Below are 23,893 nucleotides of genomic sequence, written 5' to 3'. Positions count from 1 at the left end.
GGATGATCGGCAGTGCAGACTTTTAAGAATCCAATTTTAAAAGGATTTTCGCCTGATCCATCTATTTGTGTAGTTGGAGATGATTATTATTTGGTTACATCCACTTTTTCTTATTTTCCTGGTGTTCCGATCTACCATAGTAAGGATCTTGTTAACTGGGAATTAATCGGAAATATATTGGACCGAAAATCGCAGCTTCCCCTATCAGATGTTACACATTCTCAAGGAATATTTGCACCTTCTATTAGGTATAACAAAGGAATTTTCTATATGATAACGACAAATGTTCCAAATGGTGGAAACTTTATTGTGACAGCAACTGATCCAACAGGACCCTGGTCTGATCCATATTATTTAGAAGGAGCAGCAGGAATCGATCCAAGTCTATTCTTTGATACAGATGGAAAAAGCTATTATGTAGGGACAAGGCCCAATCCCAAAGGAGTGCGCTACAATGGAGACTGGGAGGTATGGCTACAGGAAATAGATCTAAAATCTATGAAACTGATTGGAGTCAGTACAAAACTTTGGAAGGGTGCTCTAAGAGAGGCAATTTGGCCAGAAGGACCACATTTATATAAGAGGAACGGTTATTATTATTTAATGATTGCAGAAGGTGGCACTTCGTTTGAACATTGTGTCACGATTGCGAGAAGTGAAAAAATTGATGGTCCGTATATAGGAAATCCATGTAACCCTATTCTTACACATAGGCATCTTGGACGTGATTATCCTGTATGTAATGTAGGGCATGGCGACTTAGTGGAAACAGCGGATGGGCAGTGGTATATGACTTGTCTTGCAAGTCGTATTTTTGACGGATATAGCAATTTAGGCAGAGAGACATTTCTAGCAGAAGTAGTCTGGGAGAGTGATTGGCCAGTCATTAATCCGGGATTAGGAAGGTTAGCAAGAGAGCAGATGCACAGGCTGCCACTTTTTCCAACAGAAACAGTAAATCCCCGAATTCTGTTTGAACAACCTTTAGATAAGCGGTTATTATTTTTAAGAAATCCTGATATAGAAAAGTATGTTTTTGATGAAAGAGACGGTTGGTTAAGAATGTACGCTTCCCCACATACAATCGCAGATATTGCATCCCCTTCTTATATAGGGATTAGACAACAATCCATGTGGTATACGCTTAAAACGAGGCTGGATTTTACTCCGCAACAAAATGGGGATGAAGCCGGGCTTGTCATTCTGCAAAATGATCGTTATTCTATTCGCTTTGTCTCAGGATTGTTTGATGGAAAAAGAGAATTGAGAGTCATAACAAATTATAATGGGGAAGAGAAGCTGGAAGAACGTATAGTAGAGGATTCTCGTAATTTAACCTTAAAAATAAAAGGCGATTGTCAAAAACTCCATTTCTATTATTCTCAAGAAGATGGCGAGGAAATAGAAGTGGTGAAGAATATAGATGCACATATCCTAAGTACGGAAGTGGCAGGAGGATTTGTTGGTTGTACAATGGGAGTTTATGTAACTAGTAAATCGGATCTTACAAACAGTTGTTATGCAGACTTTCAATGGTTGGAGCAAGTAAACGAGGAAGTAGAGCTGCATGTAACAGAAAAGGTGAAACAGTATGAATAGGTTAATGAATGGCATATATATGAGGAGATTGACAAAGGTAGCTAATTTATTATATTTAAGTATTCTTTGGACAGTATTTTCGTTACCTATCATTACGATTGGGGCATCAACGGCTGCATTGTATTATGCAGCCCATCATGCTATTAGAGAGGAAGAGGGATATATATTTCAACAATTTTGGAAAGCGATGAAAAGTAGCTTTAAACAGGCTACTATTACTTGGGTATTTTTTGTAGCTGCCATTTCTGTGTTTTATTACAATAGTCTGTTTTTAGGAGCGCAAACAAATGGGAGTGTTGTATCTATAATAGGGCAAACAATATTTCTTCTGCTTATCCCTTTGGTATGTTGTTGTTTTATTTATGCTATCTCCTATATAGCGAGATTTCAATCCCCATTAAAAATTGTTTGGAAAAATGCTGCCATTTTAGCCATCAGCCATTTGCCTAAATCGCTATTTCTATTAATACTTCTAGTGTTTTTTATAGTTAGTATATGGTTATTACCAATATTAGTTGTAATCATTCCTGCATTTTTCTCCTATATAATAAGTCGCTATATGGAAACTATATTCTCCAGCTATTTGAAAGAAAAATAACAGGAGAGTGTGGGGGAAAGAAGAGGAATTAAGCACAGACTATAACTAAATCTTCAAAGAAATATAGCAATACTGATTTATATGAAAAAAATCTCTATCTAGTAGTAGTGAATAAATGGTAGAATACGCATTGTGGAAAACGCTTACAAAACAAATGGACCAGAAGTCGCAATCGTTTAATATTTCTGTCTGAGTATGGTAGATAATAGCCTTTAGCTTTACTATTTGTGTAGAGACTGGTTTGGAAGGATGGGAAAAAAATTTGCTTGCACTGCTTCTGAATAATATAAAAATAAAGAAAAAAATGGTACTAATTTATTTATTAGCTGTAGTGATTCCTATCGTTCTTACTAATTTAGTCATTATCCATTCCATTCGAGAAAATGAGGATATTCAAAAAAATAAATCAATGGAGATTACGATAGAACGGCTGAAATATCATCTTAATGAGAGCTTCAACGAGATTACGGAAGTATCCAATTATATTAGTAGAGATTTGAAAATCAACGAATTTCTTCAAAAAAAGTATAAAGATAATGTAGATTATTATAGTGACTATATTTCCCTTGTTCAAGAAAACATCATTAATAATTTTTATGTATCTCAAGCGTTGGAAAGTATAGAAATATACACTACTAATCCAACTATTATTAACGGTGGGGTTTTTTGGAATTTGCGAGCGGTCGAGCAAACGAATTGGTATAGAATTTACAAAGAGAATAATCATAATATGATTTTATATCCTTATTATGAAGAGAATAAGCAATTCCCACCAAAGTTAGAGTCGAATCGAACGATTAGTTTTATAAGAGAATTACCAAATAGAAGCAACGGATATAAAAGTATTGTAAAAATAAATATTAATTATTATCGATTATTGGCAAATATCAAAAATGAAGATACGAGTAATAATATTGTAATAGCATATAATGATCAGGTTATTTTTAGTAATCAGGGCTCAGAGAAAAAGAATACCATATTCCGAAAATTAAAATCAAAAGAAAAATCCAGATTTAATCTATCTGATTCTTTTCTAGCAATCAATGATCGATGGGATATCTATATATCTAATAATCAGATTAATATTTTTGATCTCATTGAGAACAAGAAAACCATACTCCTGGTGTTAATAATTTTTAATTTTCTATTTCCCACACTTGTTATTTTGCTTATTAATAAGTCCTTTCAAGATAGAATTGCTCTAACAGAGCAGCATTTATTGAAAGTAGAAAAGGGGATATTCGAAAGAATCAATATAAATGAAGGGAAAGATGAAATAGGTGATTTAATAAGGAGTTATAATTTCATGGTGGTTAAAATCGATGAATTATTAGGTGAAGTGTACAAAAAGGAGAGAGAACAGCAGAAAATAGAATTAGCCAAAACAAAAGCAGAGCTAAATGCGCTTCAAAGTCAAGTAAATCCACATTTTCTTTATAATACGCTTGATAGCATCAGAATGAGGAATTTACTAAATGGAGATCGAGAAAGTGCAACAGTTATTAATGAATTAGCACAGTTATTTAGAAGAATGACCAAATGGAGTGATTCATATTTTGTTACTGTCGAGGAAGAATTAGCATATGTTCAAAGATACTTAAATATTCAAAAATATCGTTTTGTAGATAGATTAAACTTTTCTATCTATGTAGAAGAGGAATGCAAGGAGCATTATATTCCAAAGATGCTGATAGTAACTTTTGTGGAAAATGCCTGTATTCATGGGATTGAGAAAAAGAAAAATGGAGGAGAAATTAGCATCATCGTCTCTACACAAGAGAATGCTATTTATATTGAAATTTTAGATAGCGGAGTTGGGATGGATGCAAAGAGATTAAGGAAAATAAGAGAGGACCTTGAGAAAAATGATGTGACAACATCCAATTGGGAAGAGAGCACAGGAATCTTAAATGCCTATTTACGGTTAAAAATGCACTATCAAGAGGAAGGGGAATTAGAAATTGAAAGCCAAAATTACACTGGAACAGAAGTATACATTAAGTTACCCATTATATAGAGAGTAAGCTGGGAAAAGTATTTCTAAGGCAGGTGTTAATTACTTTTTCATTTAGTGTTTCTTTCACAAATTCATTTTGAATAGGAGAAAGATCATTTAGGAGGAATAAATAATGTTAAAAGTCCTTATTGTTGATGATGAGCCATATATTCGGGAAGGAATTAAAGTCATGATTGACTGGGGAAACTATGGTTTTGAACTTTGTTATGAAGCGGGAAATGGGGAAGATGCTCTTCAAATTATTCGAGACTATGAAGTGGACATTGTTTTTACTGATATAAAAATGCCTGTTATGGACGGACTAGAATTAATTAAACAAGTAAAGCAGAGTATGGATAAGGAAATAAGGTTTGTGATCTTAAGTGGATATTATGAATTTAAATATGCGAAGAAAGCTATTCAATATCGGGTTACTGATTACTTGTTAAAACCAATACAGGAAAAGGAGTTAATCGATTTACTAGAAACCATTAATAAACGATTTATAGTATTAAAGCGAAAAGAAAAAGAGGAAGAAAAAAAGAACAAGGCAATTAATGATTATCATTTAAAAAATATATTATATGATAAATTTACCTTAAAGGACATTGAATTTATCAAAGATAGATATGGAGATTTCAAAAACTATACCTTTATTAATATGGATGTTGTACAAGAAACTAGGCAGGAACGTGTTACAACAGATGAAAAAAAGGAGTGGAGAAATAAGCTGTATAAAGTCATAGAAAAAATGGTGCAGGAAGAGAACTTCCTTATTCTTTATGATATAGAAAATACAAACATGGAATACTCAGTAAGTCTTGTTTGGCAATGCAATCGTTCGGAGGTTTATAGAGCAAATTATATAGAGAAACTTCAAAGAAGATTAATAAGTGAAGTACCGTTCAGGGTGAAAATGTATATCGGAAATACAGTACAGAAAATAGAAGAACTAACTGATTCCTATAATAAAGTAGTTTTAGGAAAAGAATATGAATATTTTTATTGTGCCGATAAATCAATCATTTATTGCGATAATACACCAGTATTTTCTTTAGAGCAATATCACTTATCTCCAAAACGGATAAATCAATATATGGATAGTATATCAGAAAATAATGAGCAAAAAATAACCGTCATTGTTAAAGAAATATACGATGAATTTCAACGGAAATGTCTGCATCCTCAATTAATAAAAAACAATCTTACTCTGTTAATTTATCAATTAACAGATCTATGGAACAAGAATAATAAACCGAATTTTTCTAATGATGAGTCCTCGCTGTTTATTCATGATCAGAAGAATATTTTATCTGGAAAAATTTCAATGGATGAGTTTTTAACCTATTCATTACATTTTGCAAACTATTTATATAGTATCAGAAATTATTCATCAAAAGACATCTTAATTAAAATTGAAAGGGACATTGAAGAGCGCTATATGGAAAAATTGAGTTTAAGAAAATTAGGAGATAAATATAATATAAATAGTGTATATTTAGGCCAATTATTCAGTAAAAAATATGGAGTAGCGTTTAAAGATTACTTAAATGAATATAGAATAGAAAAAGCATGCCAGCTTTTAGAAGAAACAGATGATCGTATTTATCAAATAGCGACAAATATAGGTTTTCAGAATCCTGATTATTTTATAAAAAAATTCCTGCAAGTTAAGCATGTGACCCCTAGAAAATATCGTCTTATATCTAGAAGTATAAAGGAAGCGTAAAGAAAAGATGCATGGAGACAGTATAAATAAAGAACTAGTTATCCCTTTTTAACTCTCCCCGCATTGAATACATTCACTAAAGCGGGGAGAGTTTCTGTTAAGCAATTTTAAACAATACTTATACCCACGTCACCACATCGTCAAATTCTCTGCGTGTTTTTGGATATGGATCTTTCGCACGATAGCCGAATGCTACCATGACGGAAATACCTAAATGGCCATCTTCTAAAAGTCCTTCTTCATCTAATAACTGATTCATTTTTTCCATATGAAAGCCCTCTATAGGACAAGAATCGATGCCGATTTGGGCAGCAGCGGTCATCATATTTCCAAGCGCGATATAGGTTTGTTTGGAAGCCCAGTCAAATAAAGCACGATCGGTATCTAAGCGGAAATCCTCCTTTTGGAATTCTTTTATCCGTTCAATCATTTTTGGAATCACTCCAGCAGGAAGCTTGGATACATTGGTAAACTGTTCTTTTAAATAGGTAGAATTATAGGCTGTATCTAATTTTGTTCTAGCTAATAAAATCACAAAATGGCTAGCGGCTGGAATCTTTGTAGACGCTCCCCAAGATGATTGTTTTATTTTATTTAGCAATTCTGGATTTTCAATCACAAGAAATTTCCAAGGCTCAGTACCAAATGAGCTTGGAGAAAGACGAGCTGTTTCTAAAATAAACTTCATATCACTTTCAGGAATCTTCTTCTCTGGATCAAATTCTTTTGTAGCATGACGAAAATGATAGGCAGCAAGAATTTCCTGTTTTAACTCTTCTTTATTGCGCATAATTTATCTCCCTTCTTATATACCATCTGATTACCCAGTACTTCTTTAAGATAACCAATTTGTTTATGAGTATAGCATAGGAAATTATTGTGGTAAATCAGTCTGATTTCTCTTCATATATTTCCATTATTTGTGTATGACGTATATATAAGTTCCATTAATTTACAACAGGAAAGAGGAGAGTAGGCGAATGAAAAGCAAGAACACTGGCATATCTTTTTATTGCTTCTTAGTTTATTGTTGTCTTTATTCTAGCTAACATGATGCGGAAGTTATATGATGAAACAGGATTTAACATTGGAATTGGGAACGATTATCTCGGTTATAGTATATTAGCAAGTATATTTATCATCCCTTTAGTCGGATTGATATTCGGATTTAAAGGCGAAAAAAGTCGCTTGAAATACCTTTCTATTGTTGGAAACCTATTAGTATTCTTGACAGGGGGTCTCTTATCAATGGCTTTAATTGTTTATGACTTCCTACCACAATAAGCGGGATAAGTCTTCAGCCTGCTTTAAATTATCACTAGCATATCTTTCTTAAAATAAATACCCCCCAAAACAATTGGACGAATGTATTTTTACGATGTCCGTCTAATTGTTCTGGGGGCTATTTGGTTGAAATATTTATGCCAGTCACTTTTATGATGAAACAATTGTACCAGAAGGCATCTTGGTGAAGAATATAAATAAAAACCCTTTACTTTAAAAATAAGTAAAGAATCAGTAATTTTTGTATAAAAAAGAAGCAAAATCAGCTATTATCTTCTTGACACTTTTAGAATGCCACATTAATATTATGTAGACCAGTTGTTATAATAATTTTAAGAAGAGATGATCTAATGAAGAAAGGCAACAATAAAAAAGAAGCAATTCTAACTACTGCAACGAAACTATTTCAACTGCAAGGATTCCATGCAACGGGTCTTAATCAAATAATTGATGAGAGTGGTGCTCCCAAAGGCTCTTTGTATTATCACTTTCCAAACGGGAAAGAAGAAATTGCATTAGAAGCAATTAAGCGAATGCGAGAGCTAGTCGTAGAGAAAATGAAAGCAGACTTATATAGTGGGGAAACTCCTGTGGCTGCATTTCAACAACATGTGAATTCTATCGCAAATGAATTTGATCAGATGGGCTGCAGTGCACTTGAAGGCTTGCAAATTAGTTTGATTGCTTCTGAAACAGCGTTAACACATGAAACGCTGCGCTTGGCATGTGATGCTACTTTTACCGATTGGCAGGCGCTTTATACAAATAGGCTAGAGGACTTTGGCTTTGCAGAACCTCTGGCAAAGGAACTGGGTATTACGTTAAATGCAATGATAGAAGGTGGGTGCATGCTTGCTCTCACGAATAAGAGCAGTAACCCCCTGCGTTGCATTTCGAATCAAATAGCAGTGCTGTTAAAACAGTGATTTTTTTGGATTTAAAGGAGGAAAAGAAATGACAATGGATATTCCCGCTAAAGGCGAAACAATTGGGAAAACGGAGTTTAAGACGGTGCCGATTATTGCCTCCTTTTTAATTGCGGGCTTTATTGGATTATTTAGTGAAACGGCACTGAATATGGCGCTAAGAACAATTATTACGGATTTTAGTATTAACGAAACAACCGTACAATGGTTAACAACAGGTTATTTATTAACACTTGGAATTTTAGTTCCTGTATCAGGACTTATTCTACAATGGTTTACGACAAGACAGTTATTTATTACTTCCCTTATTTTTTCGATTTCGGGAACGCTTATAGGAGCAATCGCGCCTACCTTTACCATTTTAATGGTTGCTCGTGTTGTTCAGGCAATTGGTACAGCACTATTATTACCGCTTATGTTTAACACAATTCTTGTGTTAATTCCACCGCATAAACGGGGGAAAGTAATGGGAATGATGGGGTTGGTCATTAGTTTTGCTCCGGCAGTAGGGCCAACTATTTCTGGATTAATTCTTCGCTCTCTTACTTGGCACTGGATTTTCTGGATTTCCCTGCCACTGCTTGTGGTTGCGCTTGTATTCGGTAGTATATTTATGCAAAATGTAACAACATTAACGAAGCCAAAGATTGATATTTTATCGATTATTTTATCAACAATTGGATTCGGTGGTATTGTTTACGGGTTTAGTAATGCTGGAGAAGGCGGCGGATGGGGCAGCTTAGAAGTGATTATTTCTATTGCCATTGGACTAATAGCATTAATCTTGTTTGCTATTCGCCAAGTGAAAAGTGAGCAGCCGATGATGAATTTAGGTGCTTTTAAATATCCAATGTTTGTTATAGGTTTAGTACTTGTCATCATGATTATGATGGTTATGCTTTCATCCATGATTTTATTGCCGCTATATTTACAAAATGTGCTTGCATTAAGCACATTTACAGCAGGATTACTACTTCTGCCAGGTGGTTTAATTAACGGATTACTTTCGCCAATTATGGGAAGTCTCTTTGATAAATTTGGGCCAAAATGGTTAGTTATTCCTGGTCTTGCACTAGCAACTCTTGCATTATTTGGTTTCTCTACAATTGATATTGATACATCATCAGGTTTTATTATTGCTTTGCTGATTGTATTAATGATTGGTGTCTCTATGGTAATGATGCCGGCACAAACAAATGGATTAAACCAATTGCCGCCTGAATTATATCCACATGGAACTGCAATTATGAATACGTTGCAGCAAGTTGGTGGAGCTATCGGAACAGCAATTGCTATTTCTCTTTTAGCTTCAGGTTCAGCGGAATATATAGATAGTGCTGCGACCGATTTAACCAACCCGTTAAGTCCATTGCTCGCCTTTACAGCTGGTGTACAAAAATCATTTAGCTTTGCGATTATTGTTGCAATCATTGGTCTAGTTCTATCGTTCTTTATCAAACGAGTGAAAGTAGACCATCCATCTCATTAATAGCAAAATAATATAATGAAAAATCGATTGGAAGAACATCGATTTGCACTGTTCAGTGTGAATCCGATTCTTTCAATCGATTTTTTTCTTACAATTAAACCATTCCACCATTAACGCGAAGGGTCTGACCTGTAATCCAACGAGCATCTTCACTCGCTAAAAAGGCGACAACTTTTGCGATATCGTCCGTTTCTCCGAAGCGGCCGAAGGCGTTTAGTTTTTTTAGGTTTTCTAATTGTTCAGGGCTTTTGCCATCCATAAACAGCTCGGTATTTGTAGGACCAGGTGAAATCGTGTTTATAGTGATTTTTTTGGGACCAAATTCTTTTGCCAGCTGTCTTGTAATTTGTTCGACAGCTCCTTTGGTTGCTGCATATAGGCTGTAACCAGGGAACATCATTCCTGCTACAGAAGTGGAGAAATTAATAATTCTTCCATCAGCCTCCATATGCTGAAGCGCTTGTTGGCAAGCAAAATAAGTTCCTTTTACATTGATGGAGAAATGTAAATCAAATTCTTCTTCTGTTACAGCCTTTAATGGTATGGTGTGCATTATGCCAGCGTTATTAACAAGAATATCTATTTTTCCAAAGTGCTGAAGCGTTTCTATAAATAAACGTTCTACCTCTTTAACTTTACTGACATCTGCTTGAACTGCAATAGCTTCTCCACCTTTATTCACGATGCTTGCGACAACTTCTTTGGCTTTTTCTGAGCTACTTGAATAGTTAATTATCACCTTCGCCCCTAATTGAGCAAGTTCTTCTGCGATAGTTGCTCCTATTCCTCTCGATGAACCAGTTATAATAGCGACTTTATCTTGTAAATGCTTCATTTCTTCCTCCATAGCTAATTATTAGTCTTTAGATAACATACTGTAATGATAAGAAAACTTTCAGCAAGAGTGATAGAAGATTTCTGTATAATCTTTGCCTAATTCTCCAAATAAGAGGTAAAATGTATGAAAAGTAGGGGGGATATGGTGAATAATAAAAATGAGTTAACGGATCTAGTAGAAAAACACTTTAAAACAGATGGTACACACGCAACAGAAATTAACCATCTAAGCATTGTACGAGCATCCACATTAACAGAACCGCTTCATTCTATTGTCGAGCCTTCTGTTTGTTTCATTATACAAGGTTCCAAAATAGTGATGTTGGGGGAGGAGATATTTCGCTATGATTCCAGCCAGTATCTAGTTATATCTGTGCATCTGCCTATTCGCGGGAAAATAACAGAGGCTATGAAGGAAAAGCCATATTTATGTATTAGACTTGGATTTACGACAGAACAGATTTTAGAAGCAGTTGCTAATCATAAGGAAGTAGTTTCAGATCCTCCTAAAAGAGCGATGCTTGTAAATAAAACCACCTCTGAAATGTCAGATGCCTTACTTAGATTAATAAGGCTGCTTGATACTCCAAAGGATATCCCTGTGCTTGCGCCATTATATCAAAAGGAAATATTATATCGGATTTTACAGAAGGAGGATGGTGATCAGATAAAGCAATTTGCCATTTTAGGAACCCATGCCCAGGCGATAAAAGAAACCATTAAATTGATAAATCAGGCATATGCCCAGCCGCTTCGCGTAGAGGAACTAGCTAAAGCTGTGAATATGAGTCTCTCTTCCTTTCATCATAATTTTAAGTTGATTACGGGTATGTCTCCTTTACAGTTCCAAAAAATGATTCGTTTACAGGAAGCGCGCAGGTTATTGATAGCTGAAGGATTGGAAGCTGCAGAAGCAGCCTTTCAAGTTGGATATGAAAGTCCGTCGCAGTTCAGCAGAGAATATAGCAGAATGTTTGGCTTGCCGCCGAAAAGCGATGTGAAAAAATTACAAGATAATTGGAAATGAGGAAAACCTACTATTTGAAGCACAAATGGCAGGTTTTCTTTTTATGGTGGAAATCATTAAGTTTTCAGAAGTGGCTGTGATTGAGTACATATTAAGGATGTAACCTTATTTAAGATTTTGTTCATCATCTTTATATTCTAACTCCAAAAACATATAATTCGTTTAGTTTTTCCTATAATTTGTTTATTGGTTATCACCCTCTTCGATATTATAATTTAGCTATATAAAAAAAGAAAGCGTTTTCTAAAAAGGGGGGAGGGATAGAAAAATGGCCATGTTACGAAATTTGTGGAGAAATAAGGCCTTTTTGTTAATGGCATTGCCTGGAACTATATGGCTTATTCTATTTTTCTATATTCCGGTATTCGGGAATGTTGTAGCATTTAAAGATTTCCACTATTCAAGTGGCGGATTTTTTCAAAGCTTGCGGGAAAGTCCATGGGTTGGGTTTGATAATTTTAAGTTTTTATTTTCTTCCAATAATGCTTACTTGATTACAAGAAATACTGTTTTATATAATGTTGCGTTTATTGTGTTAGGGTTGATTTTTGCTGTTTTCTTGGCAATAGTACTCAGTGAACTGCGTTCTAAAAGAATGATTAAGATTTATCAAACTTCGATGCTATTTCCGTATTTTTTATCATGGGTTATTATCAGTTATTTTGTCTTTGCATTTTTAAGTCCAGATAAAGGTCTAATGAATAGTATCCTTACTCTTTTTGGTGGAGAAGAAATTAATTGGTATAACGAGCAAAAATATTGGCCATTTATTTTAATCGTCTTAGGAATATGGAAGGGTGTCGGCTATAATAGTGTCATTTATTTTGCGAGTATAATGGGAATCAACTCGGATTATTATGAAGCTGCGATGGTTGATGGGGCATCGAAATGGCAGCAGATAAAAAATATCACGATTCCGCAGCTAGTACCTTTAATATCTATTCTATCTATTTTATCCGTCGGCAATATCTTTAGAGCTGATTTTGGATTATTCTATCAAATCCCGAGAAACTCAGGTGCTTTATATGAAGTAACAAGTGTCTTAGATACTTATATCTATAACGGACTAACAAGTACAGGTGATATTGGGATGACAGCAGCTGCAGGTCTTTATCAATCAGTTGTCGGCTGTATTTTAGTAGTTCTGGCTAACTTCATTGTTCGCAAATTTGATGAAGAATCTGCATTGTTTTGAGGAAAGGAGGTCCAAATCATACAGTGAAAAAGAAAAAAATAGAGCATGTTCGAGTCCGAACCTTTAATCGAAAAACAAATATCTTTTTTAATATCATGGTAGGCTTGTTTGCCTTCTCTTGTATTTTCCCCTTCTTATTCGTAATTATTATATCGTTTACAAGTGAAACAGCCTTGATAACGAATGGATATGCATTGTGGCCAAGTGAGTGGAGTATTCAAGGGTACACATATTTAGCTGATTTAAAAACGCAAATTATTCAATCCTTGTTTATTACCGTATTTGTTACAGTTGTCGGAACCTTTATCAATGTTGCATTCACATCAACCTATGCCTATGCCATCTCTCGGCCAAATTTTCGTTATAAGCGATTTTTCACTATCTTCGCTTTAATTACGATGTTATTTAGCCCTGGAATGGTCCCAAGCTATATTGTGATGACGAATATGCTACAGTTAAAAGATACCGTGTGGGCCCTTATTCTTCCTATGGCTTTAAGTCCGTTTAACATCATTGTGATGCGAACATTCTTTAGAAGACAGGTGCCAGAATCGATTATTGAATCTTCCCGTATTGATGGGGCAAGTGAAATGAGGATCTTTACACAAATTGTTTTACCATTAGCGGTGCCAGGAATTGCAACAATAAGCCTGTTTGCCGCACTAGGATATTGGAATGATTGGTTTAATGCACTGCTGTACATTCAAAGTGATAATCTAATTCCACTGCAATACTTATTGATGAAAATCCAAAGCAATATTGATTTTATGACCCAAAATGCGGGCTTAAGTGGAAACTTATCTGGTGGCCTTGCCGCTATTCCAAAAGAGGCTACGCGAATGGCGATGGTTGTGATATCTACCTTACCGATTGCGTGCAGCTATCCATTTTTTCAACGTTATTTTGTTAGCGGTTTAACAATTGGCGGGGTAAAAGAGTAAGTAAATAAAAGGGGGATATGGTATATGAAAATGAAGAAAAAAGTTCCTTTTTTGCTTGTATTGATGTATTTGATTGGCACTGTGTTAGCTGGGTGTAGTTTAAAAGGAAATTCAACAGCGGATAACAGTTCTAAAGAAGGTGTAACCACCTTATTAATGTATCAAATTGGCGATAAACCGGAAAATTTTGATGTGTTAATGGAGAATGTTAACAAGAAAACGGAAAAGGAGATTGGCGTTCGTGTTAATTTACAGTATATTGGCTGGGGCGATTATGAGAAAAAAATGTCTGTTATCGTATCTTCTGGTGAAAATTATGATATTGCCTATGCCAATAACTATGTAACAAATGCGCAAAAAGGTGCTTATGCAGATTTAACGGAATTACTTCCAAAATATGCGAAAGAAGCCTATGACATGCTGGATCCAGCTTATATTGAAGGGAATACAGTGAATGGAAAGCTTTATGCGTTCCCGGTAAATGGTAATGTGTACGCACAGACGATGTTTTCATTTAATAAGCAATATATTGATAAATATAATTTAGATATTTCTGATGTGAAAGGATACAAAGATCTTGAGCCGCTTTTGAAAGTGATAAAAGAAAACGAAAAAGACGTCATGCCATTTTCGGTTGGGCAAGGATTCCGCGTTCTCCCTAATATGGATTTTGTCTTAGGAAATGGCATGCCTTTTGCAGTGGATTTAAATGGAGATACCGCCAAAATTATTAATCAGTATGAAAATGATCAAATGCAAGAAAACTTGCGAATCATGCATGACTACTACAATAAAGGATATATTGCTAAAGATGCAGCAACAAGCAATACGGAATACCCATTAAATAGTGGTACATGGTTTGTTCGCCAAGAGACACAGGGACCGTATGACTATGGTGATACCCTTTTATCAACAGTGGCAGAGCAGCCAATAGTTTCCATGCCGATTACAGATCCAATTAAGTCTACAGCACAAGCGCAAATGGCAAACTTTGTTGTTTCTAGTAACTCCAAGAATAAAGAAAAAGCAGTAGAGTTCTTAGGTCTTCTAAATTCTGATCCAGAACTATTAAATGGGCTTATTTATGGGGAAGAGGGGAAGGCATGGGAAAAGACCGGAGAAAACAAAGTAAAATTATTAGATGGCTATAAGTCAAATAACCATATGGCAGCCTGGAATACAGGCAATAATAAAATTGTTTATGTTCAAGATTCTATTACTGATGAACAGATCAAAGAGCGAGATGAAAATATTGCCAATGCAACAAGCTCTCCAATTCTAGGCTTCACCTTTAATACAGATTCCGTGAAAACAGAAATCACCAATATTTCGAATGTAATGAGCCAATACCTTGATGGATTAAACACAGGAACATTAGATCCAGATAAAGCAATCCCTGAATTAAATGAGAAATTAGAAGGCGCGGGGTATGAAAAAGTCCGCGAAGAAATGCAGAAGCAATTTGATGCATTTCAAGCCTCTAAAAACTAATCTTTAAAAGGTGCGTTAGCTCTAGTTAACGTGCCTTTTCTCATCATATAATAGAAAGGAGAAAAGCGATATGATTGCCTCTTTTTTGACTACTTTTTTTAACCGATTTTATGTAGTAGTAAAACTGAATCTGTATTTTTGGCTGCTGACTATAATGGGGGGGGTTATTTTTGGTATTGGCCCTGCATTGTTAACGATTGTAAAGCTATCTTTAGAGTGCCGTTGGGACCATCAGGAATTAACATGGAAGAATGTTTTTTCTACCTTTAAGACCAGCTATAAACGTGGCAATTTCTCCTTTTACGGATTTTTGCTATTAGGTGTCATTTTAAGCTATAATCTTTATTTTTCCCTACAAATTAATCATTTGCTCTTTCTCATCATTGACTTCTTGCTTATTTTTGCCCTATTTTTAATGGCTATCAGCTTCCTGTTTTCGCTCTTTATTGAGGCACAATATGAAGCAGCGATAAAAGATGTATGGAAGCTGTCGTTTCTCTTGTTCTTTATGGACTTCTGGACACTCCTTAAACTAGGAGGGCTGCTCGCTGTCATTTCTGTTCTTACCTATTTTAATCCTGCCCTAATTTTATTCGGAAGTATCTCGCTATTTATCATACTAGCTAGCCTTATTTCCAATAAGCTATTTATAAGACTTAGTCAAAAACTCGTATATGTATCTTAAGGATGATGCTAATTGGGAAGTAAGTATTTTATTAATTCACTATTAAAAACATATTCTATTATCTTAATTTCTGCTGTTACTCTTTTTTCTTTATTAGTCAGCTATAATACAAGCCAGGGTAAGCAAAGGACCGCAATCGATTCTGTTGAGAGGGTCGCTAATCAATTAGAAAATATTGTGACAGACAATGAGAAAAAGTTAGATAAAGTAGTCGCTAATTTAATGGCCAGCTCAGAAATGATCACAAGTATGTATCAGTATTTTGAGTTAGAACCAGCAGCATATTTACAAAAATCGTTAAGTGAGCAAAAAAATAATGCCTTTCTTTATCTTCCGCGCATCGTAACAGAGATGTATTACTTGGATGATGATATTGAATCGGTAACCATTTCATTAAATGATTATAAAGAAGTCTATTATTCAACGAAGGAAAACAAGGGGGGTAAGAAATATCTCCATATTCCTATCAGCACCAATCAAGTAGTCTACCAAAAAGCAATAAAGGATCCCAATACTTTATCACAAATTGGAATTGTATCAATTGTCTTTAATGATAAAGAATTAGAACGGATTTTAGATAATGACAAAGAGAAAACATCTCTTCAAGTAGCAATTATTTCTGATACAAAAAAACTAGTATACTATCAAGGACAATACAGACAAGACCCTGTGCTCCACCAAAAGATTGCAGCAAATTTAGAAGAGTCTTCCGTTATTAGTCTTAAGGATTTAGAAAAACAATATTATATTAAAAGTGTTCATACAAGCAATGACTTTGAGGTGCTCGCTTTCAACAGTAAAAAGGAAGTAATTAACGAATCGATGAAAAGCCTGTTTTTCTTTTTATTTGTTAGTGCTATTTTAGACGGTATTCTTCTTTTTGGGCTCCGAAAAACGTTTAAACGATATGTGATTCAAGTAGAAGATATTCAAAAAGGAACCAATCAAGTTTCAAACGGGAATATGGAAGTACGCATTGAAGAAAAGACGAAGCAAGGGGAGCTAAAGGATATTTCTCATAGTATCAATCAGATGTTAGATAGCATTAATCGCAATATTGAGGATATCTATAACTTAGAAATCAAACAAAAGGATGCTAATATGCGGGCGCTTCAGTCTCAAATTGATCCGCATTTTCTCTATAATACGCTTGAGTACATTCGGATGTATGCGGTTAGTGAAGGGGCGGATGAATTATCGAATGTTGTTTATGTTTTTGGAAGCTTGTTAAGAAACAGCATTACCCAAGAGAAAGTAGTTACAATCAGACACGAGCTCGAATTTTGTGAGAAATATGCTTATTTGTATCAAATGCGCTATCGGGATCGAATCGCTTACGGGTTTCAGATAGAAAAGGAGCTTGGAGAAATTAGCATCCCTAAATTTTCTATTCAGCCGCTGGTGGAGAATTTTTTTATACATGGGATTGATCATACAAGGAAAAACAATACAATTAGTGTAAAGGTCTCAAAGCAAGATGGGTATACCTGCATTTTAATCAAAGATAACGGAACAGGAGTACACGAAGATAAATTAAAGAAAATCAACGAATTATTGAAAACGCCTTCTTCAGAAAATCAGTTAGAGTCCTCTATCGGCATACATAATGTAAATGCAAGATTGCGATCCTTTTTTGGAGATACATACAGCATGAGGTTAATGACCAATCCATTAGGCGGATTAACAATCGAAATCTTGTTTTAAAAGGAGAGGATAGCTTTGTATAAAGTTCTGCTTGTTGATGATGAATATATGATTGTAAGAGGTTTGCAAAAGTTGATTCCTTGGGAGAATCTTGGATTTGAAATTGTCGGCACAGCAGGTAATGGCCAAGAGGCTTTTGAATTTGTAAAAAGACAAAAGGTAGATATTGTGATAACCGATGTAACCATGCCGATCCTTTCTGGGATTGACTTTCTAAAACAAGCACAAGAAGCGTCCATCTTTTTCCGTTTTATTGTGTTGTCTGGCTATCAAGAGTTTGAATATGTGAAAGAAAGTCTCCAGATGGGAGCAGAGAATTATTTAATTAAACCGATAAACAAAGAGGAATTAATCGAGACGTTAAAAAAGTGTATCAAGGAGTTTGAAGAGGAAAAGCTGCGAATCCAAGGCGAAAAATATTTATTTGCACATTTACTCAAACGCTGGGTACATGATGATATTGATTATATGGATTTAAAAAAGATGCTTGCTGCCTTTGATATAAGTACGGAGATGAAAAGGTATCAAGTGCTGATCTTTACCTATAAAAAGAAACTCCATGACCAAGTTCATCAGCTGTTACATACGAATAAAGATTTATATTTTTTTCATCATTATGAAGAAGACCAATGGGTCGTTATCTATTTTGGTGGAAGATGGGGACTGGAGAGCTTAATGAAATCAATCCAAGTGCTATACTGCCAAAATAAAGTGACTTTTGGAATCGGGGAAGAAGTAAAGAAAATGGCTGATGTTTCCTTAAGCTATGAACATGCAAAGAGTAGTTTATATCTTAGTTCTTTTTATGAAAGACAGCAACAATTTATGGACACGGCAACCGCCAATGTTTTAAATGAAAATGTACCGAATATATCGTTCACAGCGTTTAAAAAGGCATTAGGAATAAGAAATATAGAAACAATTCAAACGGAGATTAAACAAATCTTTGCGGAGTTAATGGAATCCGCCGCTTCACCTGCATACACTCGCTATATTATCTTCCTGGTATTCATGGATATTTATCGCGAACTTGAGGTTCAGGATGAATTCATCTATGAAGAGATGGTGGAGAAAATAAATAAAGCTTGTTCTTTTAAAGAGCTGCAAATGATCATTAAAGATCTGTTGGACAATCTGAAGTATAAGAAGTTTAGAAGAGAATACAGCATGAATGTTCAAAATGTCCTCAAAATCATCCAAGAAGAATATCACGAGGATTTAACATTAAAAGCAATTGCCGAAAGGCTCCACTTAAATGTGATGTATGTAGGGCAGATTTTTAAGAAAGAAACCAATAAGAGTTTTTCTCAATATTTAAATCACTATCGCATAAAGCTAGCGCAGAATCTATTGCTGAATTCAGAGCTGAATATAAATGAAATCTCCGAAAAAATTGGCTATATGAGTCCAGGTTACTTTTATAAAAACTTTAAAAAATATTGTGGTATTTCTCCAAAAGAGTTTAGGGACAGCTATCAGCAATTATTTGAGCCGATTGATGAATGAGGAAGTGGATTTGAATATAAAGAAAACCTACCCTTTGGCTTGGTCGGCGCGGGTAGGTTTTTGGTGTGCTTTTATTTATAGGAGGGAGGCACTGTCTGTCGACAAGGAATAAGGTAAATCTGTTTCTGCATAGTCTTTATTTGGCGGCACAATACCAAGCTGGAAGTCGATGGTGCAGCCTTTTATAAGTACGTCATGCTTTAAAAATAGCTTGTTGTAAATTTCATTGTTGACAGTAACCTGATGAACAAAATTAAATTGTGGCTGGTTGAATGCAGTTGAAATTTCGATTTTTTTGTCATTTGGTAGATGTATTGTAATCTCATCAAAAATCGGCATTCCAATTACATATTCCCCTGTACCAGGGCAGATAGGATAAAAGCCCATACTGCTAAAAATAAACCAGCCAGACATACTGCCATTATCTTCATCACCAGGATAGCCAGTTGGACTACTAGAGAATAACTGGGTCATTAATTGTTTTAATAAAACTTGAGACGAAGCGGGATCACCAGCATAGGTAAATAAATAAGGCAGATGAAAACTTGGCTGATTGGATATGGCAACTTGGCCAAAATCAATTGCAGCCATTTCGCTCATTTCATGTATTTCCAAACCATAGCCTTTGGTATCAAAAATCGGTTCTTGATTGCACAGATCTACTAATTTGTTTCGAAAAGGTTCTTTTCCACCATAAGCATTTATTAATCCAGCGAAGTCGTGAAAAACCGCAAAGCTGCTTTGCCAAGCGCTTCCTTCTGCATAATCCTGCCCCCAGCTAAAGGAATTGAAGGGTTCTTCTACTTTGCCTTGTTTATCTTTGGCACGCATAAATCCCGTTTCTTTATGGAAGATATTGCGATAATTATAAGCGCGCTTTTCGAAGGTCTTCCTTAGATCATCCTGTCCTAATTTTTGGGCTACTCTGCTAATGCAGAAATCACTAAATGCGTAATCAAGTGTATGGTTTACACTTTCATGATGGCTGGAAGGAATGTAGCCATATGTATCATAATCTTCGATTCCTTGTCGGCCATAGGTTCGCTTTGAACTTACGGTAGAAGCAGTTTTCACCATTGCTTCAAACAACTCAGGAATGATATCAACAGCAATTCCTTTTTGCGACGCATCTGCAATAACAGCATCGATTAACGTACCCGGCATAAGTCCACGTTCATCGGGAGACAGCCATTTAGGGAGAAATCCCGTTTCTTTATAACTATTCAGAAAGCCTCTCAGCATTTCTTCATATTCTTCTGGAATAAGAAGAGAATAGAAAGGATAGACGGTTCGGAATGTGTCCCAAAAGCCGTTATTTGTATACAGGACACCAGGTTTTACACTTTTGCTTGTTGTATCATAATGAATCGGCTCACCTTGTTGATTTATTTCATAGAATTTTTGCGGAAAAAGAAACATCCGATACATACAGTGATAGAATGTCTTAACTGTAGAAAAATCTTTATTCTTCACTTCAATTTTATTTAAGTAATGTTCCCAAGCTTCCTCTGCCCTTTCTTTGAGAGCATTAAATGAAAAAGGCGATAGTTCTTGACTTAGATTCCATTCTGCTTGAGCACTGCTTATAAAAGAAGTGGCAAGACGAGTTTCTAGCGGTTTGTCTTCGGTTAATAAGAAGCGCATCAAAAAGTGCTGGTCTTCGCCAGTTGCTGAAAGAGCGGAAGTAAACATCTTATTCTCTTGGAAAAAGCCAGTATTAACTTGATCGATGGGATGGCTAAAGGTCATGACAAAGTACATTTTAAAATCAGAATCTTCACAGCCAGCAAAATTGGAAACATATCCAGTTAGCTTGTTTTTCTCTATATCTAGTGAAACGTTTCCTTTGCCAGGAAGATGTAGAGATAAACCAGGTAGCTTTAAATCTCTATAAGCAGAACGAAGTATGGAGCCATATGTAGTAGGAACCAATTCATTCTTAATTCGGTAGCGTGCTTGCGTTATTTGTAAATAATGTGGTTGGTATACGGAACTTTCAGGTCGATAGGAACTTTGATTATGGTAAATATCGTCATGGTGAACGGCGCCTGAAAGAGGTGTTAATAATAAATGAGAGAAATCCCCCATCCATGGACTCGGCTGATGAGTTAACCGAAAGCCTTGAAAAACCCGATCACGCGGATGAAAAAACCAACTTCCATTTGTATGTTTCGTTTGCGGAACAAAGAAATTCATGCCAAAGGGAAAGCCTGTATAGGGAAGTGTATTCCCGTTTGAATAGCTATGTTGATTTTCTGTCCCTTGTCTTGTATCAATTAATTCTAGCATAGACACCGCTCCTTAATTAGTGGATTCTCTAATGATCATTTCAATAGGAATGACGACAGAATGAATTGCTTCTTTGTTTTCAATTAATTGAATAAGTTGTTCAGCTGCTTGATATCCGATCTCCTCGAAGCTTTGGGCAATTGTGGTTAATGCTGGGTCGACAAGTTCAGCTGCTTGAATATTATCAAAGCCAATAATCGAAAAGTCTTTAGGAACTTGATAGCCGTATCTTTTGATTTCTTTCATTAAATGAATTGCATTAATATCGTTTTCCGCTATCAGTCCTGTAATTTCTTCTTCCTTTAGCTGATGGATAAAAGCGCTGTTGTCCTCAGCTGAGAGCACTACTTTTGAACCATGATACGCGATATTCGCTTCGTGTATAGCTTTTAAATAGCCTAAATACCTTTCTCGAATAGTGGAACTTCTCTCTAAATTTTGTGTAGCATAAAAGACGATTTTCTTATGTCCTTGGTTAATTAAATGCTGTGCTGCTAGATAACCACCTTGCATATTATCAGAGGTAATAAAAGGAAATGGGATGCTTTCGATTTTCTTATCGAGTACCACTACCGGAAATTTCTCGAGATATAAGGTATAAAGAATATCTAAATGCGATGTTCCAGCCTCTGGATAAAGGAGAAGACCCGCATACATAGACGATATTTTTTTGGCATCAAGCTGGCTTAAGTAAGCATTTGTCTGGATTTGCACTGTATAGGGTGTGTTCGCGATAAAGCGACTAATGCCTTGTGCATAATCTCCTAGTCCCGGATTATTGGGAAAAGGAAGAATAAACAGAATAACATGGGAAGGAGACGGTTTTTGTTCGGCAACAAAGCTTCCTCTTCCTTGGATTCGTTCGATTAGCTCCTTGTTTTCCAGCTCGGTTAAAGCTCTCTTTGAAGTGATGCGGCTGACGTTGTATTGCTTAGAAATTTCTAATTCTGTCGGTACTTGATCACCTGGCTTTAAATGACCGGCTTGGATTTGTGCTAGTATGTCAGTGACAATTTTTTGATAAAGTGGTTCTTTTTTCATCATAAACTCCTTAAATGATATATCAAATTTATTATAACATGAAAATGCTTTCCGTAAATAGTAAAGCTAAGTAAATTTTATGAAGATAAATAGGAGAGAAGTTATATCCATTGATAGACAAACAATTTTTCATTAAATTAAGAAAAAGAAACACTAGACAATAAAGACGATTGAAATTAAAATGAGTTTAAATGATATATCAAATATGAGAGGGGTTAAAAAATGTCATATCAAAAAACAACGATGTCTTCGGTAAAAGAATTTATAAAAAGGATTACAGAAAAATGTGGGGATGAACATGCGGATTGGGCCGTTAATTTCAATACTTGCTTTGCCAATACATTAGAAACAACAGTTGAAAAGCTGGAGGATGGAACTACTTTTCTCCTTACAGGGGATATACCAGCGATGTGGCTGCGAGATTCCACTGCACAGGTAAGACCATATTTAGTATTGGCTGAAAGGGACGAAGAAATGGCTAATATGATTGCCGGTCTTATTGAACGACAATGTCAGTATATTTGTTTAGATCCTTATGCGAACGCTTTCAATAAAGAAGCGAATGGGGCAGGACATCAAACCGATTTAACGACAATGAATCCATGGATATGGGAAAGAAAGTATGAAATTGATTCACTGTGTTATCCAATCCAGCTTAGTTATTTGTTCTGGAAGGCAACAGGGAGAACAGATCATTTTAATCAGTCGTTTCAGGAAGCGGTCCAAAAAATAATCGAGGTATGGATGATAGAGCAAGATCATACGAATTCCTCCTATACATTTGAAAGAGTGACTGATCGACAAGAGGATACGTTAATAAACAAAGGGAGAGGGGCAGAAGTAGTGCCTACTGGAATGACCTGGTCAGGATTTAGACCAAGTGATGATGCTTGTACATATGGTTATTTAGTGCCTTCGAATATGTTTGCTAGTGTAGTTCTAGGTTATCTAACCGAGATTTATGAAGATGTTTTGAAGATAACGGAGCAAGTTCCTGCCTTTCAAAAACTCAAAGAGGAGATAGAAAAGGGGATTGAGGAGTTTGCTGTTGTACGCAATCAAAACGGTGAAGAAATTTATGCCTATGAAGTAGATGGAAAAGGCAACTTTACAATTATGGATGATTCCAATATACCTAATCTATTATCTGCCCCGTATCTTGGATATGTGGAGGAAAATGATGAAAGATACCGAGCAACACGCCAGACAATACTTAGTGAAGAGAATCCTTACTTTTATAAAGGGAAATATGCGGAAGGGATTGGCAGCTCCCATACACCGGAAAATTATATTTGGCCGATTGCTCTTGCGATGGAAGGTCTAACGACAGAGGATAAAAAGGAGAAAGAAAGAATACTAGACTTACTAGTAGCCTGTGATGGAGGAACACATTTAATGCATGAAGGCTTTGATGTGTATAATCCTACTCAATATACGAGAGAGTGGTTTTCTTGGGCAAATATGATGTTTTGCGAACTAGTAATGGATTACTTTGATATTCGAGTAAAGAAAAAATAAATGACAGGACAGTAAAGGAACTAGAGAGGAGTAGCTGA

Annotated in this window: 18 protein-coding genes; 14 read left to right on the top strand and 4 right to left on the bottom strand. The window is 35.5% G+C overall.

Annotated elements, in window-relative coordinates:
- Positions 1 to 12: 12 nt before the first annotated feature.
- The 4 genes from NST77_RS16740 (at position 13) to NST77_RS16725 (ending at position 5,922) form a co-directional block, all read left to right on the top strand.
- A complete protein-coding gene (locus NST77_RS16740; protein WP_095329825.1) occupies positions 13 to 1,599 on the top strand; it encodes a glycoside hydrolase family 43 protein in 1,587 nt (528 codons plus the stop codon).
- Positions 1,592 to 2,197 (top strand): YesL family protein, encoded by a 606-nt coding sequence (locus NST77_RS16735; RefSeq protein ID WP_123258311.1) that lies wholly within the window; start codon positions 1,592 to 1,594, stop codon positions 2,195 to 2,197. Before NST77_RS16740 ends, NST77_RS16735 begins: the two co-directional genes overlap by 8 nt.
- Before the next feature lie 304 nt (positions 2,198 to 2,501).
- Positions 2,502 to 4,214, top strand: coding sequence for a sensor histidine kinase (locus NST77_RS16730; protein WP_341123241.1), 1,713 nt, complete (start codon positions 2,502 to 2,504; stop codon positions 4,212 to 4,214).
- A 112-nt stretch (positions 4,215 to 4,326) separates the two neighbouring features.
- Positions 4,327 to 5,922: a response regulator gene (locus tag NST77_RS16725; protein WP_095329828.1), complete on the top strand. Its 1,596-nt coding sequence runs from the start codon at positions 4,327 to 4,329 to the stop codon at positions 5,920 to 5,922.
- Positions 5,923 to 6,040: 118 nt separating this feature from the next.
- On the opposite strand, the gene NST77_RS16720 is transcribed toward NST77_RS16725, so the two are convergent.
- Positions 6,041 to 6,712, bottom strand: a complete 672-nt coding sequence (locus NST77_RS16720) for an NAD(P)H-dependent oxidoreductase (protein WP_095329829.1) — start codon at positions 6,710 to 6,712, stop codon at positions 6,041 to 6,043.
- An 844-nt stretch (positions 6,713 to 7,556) separates the two neighbouring features.
- On the opposite strand from NST77_RS16720, the gene NST77_RS16715 reads away from it, so the two are divergent.
- Both NST77_RS16715 and NST77_RS16710 read left to right on the top strand, forming a co-directional pair.
- Entirely contained in the window at positions 7,557 to 8,132 is a 576-nt protein-coding gene (locus tag NST77_RS16715) for a TetR/AcrR family transcriptional regulator (protein WP_047943829.1), read from the top strand.
- Between the two features lie 34 nt (positions 8,133 to 8,166).
- The gene (locus NST77_RS16710; protein ID WP_371471514.1) at positions 8,167 to 9,621 is read left to right on the top strand and encodes a DHA2 family efflux MFS transporter permease subunit; all 1,455 of its coding nucleotides are present in this window, start codon (positions 8,167 to 8,169) and stop codon (positions 9,619 to 9,621) included.
- Between the two features lie 94 nt (positions 9,622 to 9,715).
- On the opposite strand, the gene NST77_RS16705 is transcribed toward NST77_RS16710, so the two are convergent.
- Positions 9,716 to 10,456: an SDR family oxidoreductase gene (locus NST77_RS16705; RefSeq protein WP_095329831.1), complete on the bottom strand. Its 741-nt coding sequence runs from the start codon at positions 10,454 to 10,456 to the stop codon at positions 9,716 to 9,718.
- Between the two features lie 147 nt (positions 10,457 to 10,603).
- Between NST77_RS16705 and NST77_RS16700 the strand changes: the two genes are divergently transcribed.
- The 7 genes from NST77_RS16700 to NST77_RS16670 all read left to right on the top strand — a co-directional run bounded on the left by NST77_RS16700 (position 10,604) and on the right by NST77_RS16670 (position 19,007).
- Complete coding sequence (locus tag NST77_RS16700) at positions 10,604 to 11,485, top strand: AraC family transcriptional regulator (RefSeq protein ID WP_341123239.1); 882 nt, start codon at positions 10,604 to 10,606, stop codon at positions 11,483 to 11,485.
- 268 nt (positions 11,486 to 11,753) lie between these two features.
- The gene (locus NST77_RS16695) at positions 11,754 to 12,680 is read left to right on the top strand and encodes an ABC transporter permease (protein ID WP_204259868.1); all 927 of its coding nucleotides are present in this window, start codon (positions 11,754 to 11,756) and stop codon (positions 12,678 to 12,680) included.
- Between the two features lie 23 nt (positions 12,681 to 12,703).
- Positions 12,704 to 13,621, top strand: coding sequence for a carbohydrate ABC transporter permease (locus tag NST77_RS16690; RefSeq protein WP_095329832.1), 918 nt, complete (start codon positions 12,704 to 12,706; stop codon positions 13,619 to 13,621).
- Between the two features lie 24 nt (positions 13,622 to 13,645).
- Positions 13,646 to 15,112 carry an extracellular solute-binding protein gene (locus tag NST77_RS16685; protein WP_144544612.1) on the top strand — a complete coding sequence of 489 codons (1,467 nt, stop codon included), beginning with the start codon at positions 13,646 to 13,648 and terminating at the stop codon, positions 15,110 to 15,112.
- A 70-nt stretch (positions 15,113 to 15,182) separates the two neighbouring features.
- The gene (locus NST77_RS16680) at positions 15,183 to 15,797 is read left to right on the top strand and encodes a DUF624 domain-containing protein (protein ID WP_144544614.1); all 615 of its coding nucleotides are present in this window, start codon (positions 15,183 to 15,185) and stop codon (positions 15,795 to 15,797) included.
- A gap of 12 nt (positions 15,798 to 15,809) precedes the next feature.
- Positions 15,810 to 17,501, top strand: coding sequence for a sensor histidine kinase (locus tag NST77_RS16675; RefSeq protein WP_341123238.1), 1,692 nt, complete (start codon positions 15,810 to 15,812; stop codon positions 17,499 to 17,501).
- Positions 17,502 to 17,516: 15 nt separating this feature from the next.
- Complete coding sequence (locus NST77_RS16670; protein ID WP_047943836.1) at positions 17,517 to 19,007, top strand: response regulator transcription factor; 1,491 nt, start codon at positions 17,517 to 17,519, stop codon at positions 19,005 to 19,007.
- A 75-nt stretch (positions 19,008 to 19,082) separates the two neighbouring features.
- Here NST77_RS16670 and NST77_RS16665 read toward each other — a convergent pair whose 3' ends face one another.
- Positions 19,083 to 21,296: a GH92 family glycosyl hydrolase gene (locus NST77_RS16665; protein WP_144544618.1), complete on the bottom strand. Its 2,214-nt coding sequence runs from the start codon at positions 21,294 to 21,296 to the stop codon at positions 19,083 to 19,085.
- Positions 21,297 to 21,308: 12 nt separating this feature from the next.
- Positions 21,309 to 22,337 carry a GntR family transcriptional regulator gene (locus tag NST77_RS16660; RefSeq protein ID WP_095329837.1) on the bottom strand — a complete coding sequence of 343 codons (1,029 nt, stop codon included), beginning with the start codon at positions 22,335 to 22,337 and terminating at the stop codon, positions 21,309 to 21,311.
- 222 nt (positions 22,338 to 22,559) lie between these two features.
- Between NST77_RS16660 and NST77_RS16655 the strand changes: the two genes are divergently transcribed.
- Positions 22,560 to 23,855 carry a glycoside hydrolase family 125 protein gene (locus NST77_RS16655; RefSeq protein WP_341123237.1) on the top strand — a complete coding sequence of 432 codons (1,296 nt, stop codon included), beginning with the start codon at positions 22,560 to 22,562 and terminating at the stop codon, positions 23,853 to 23,855.
- Positions 23,856 to 23,893 lie beyond the last annotated feature (38 nt).

The organism is Niallia sp. FSL W8-0177 (assembly GCF_038006285.1).
Taxonomy (GTDB): Bacteria; Bacillota; Bacilli; order Bacillales; family Cytobacillaceae; genus Niallia; species Niallia circulans_A.
The sequence above is the reverse complement of the archived record's forward strand: the minus strand, read 5'-3'. Positions and strand labels throughout refer to the sequence as shown.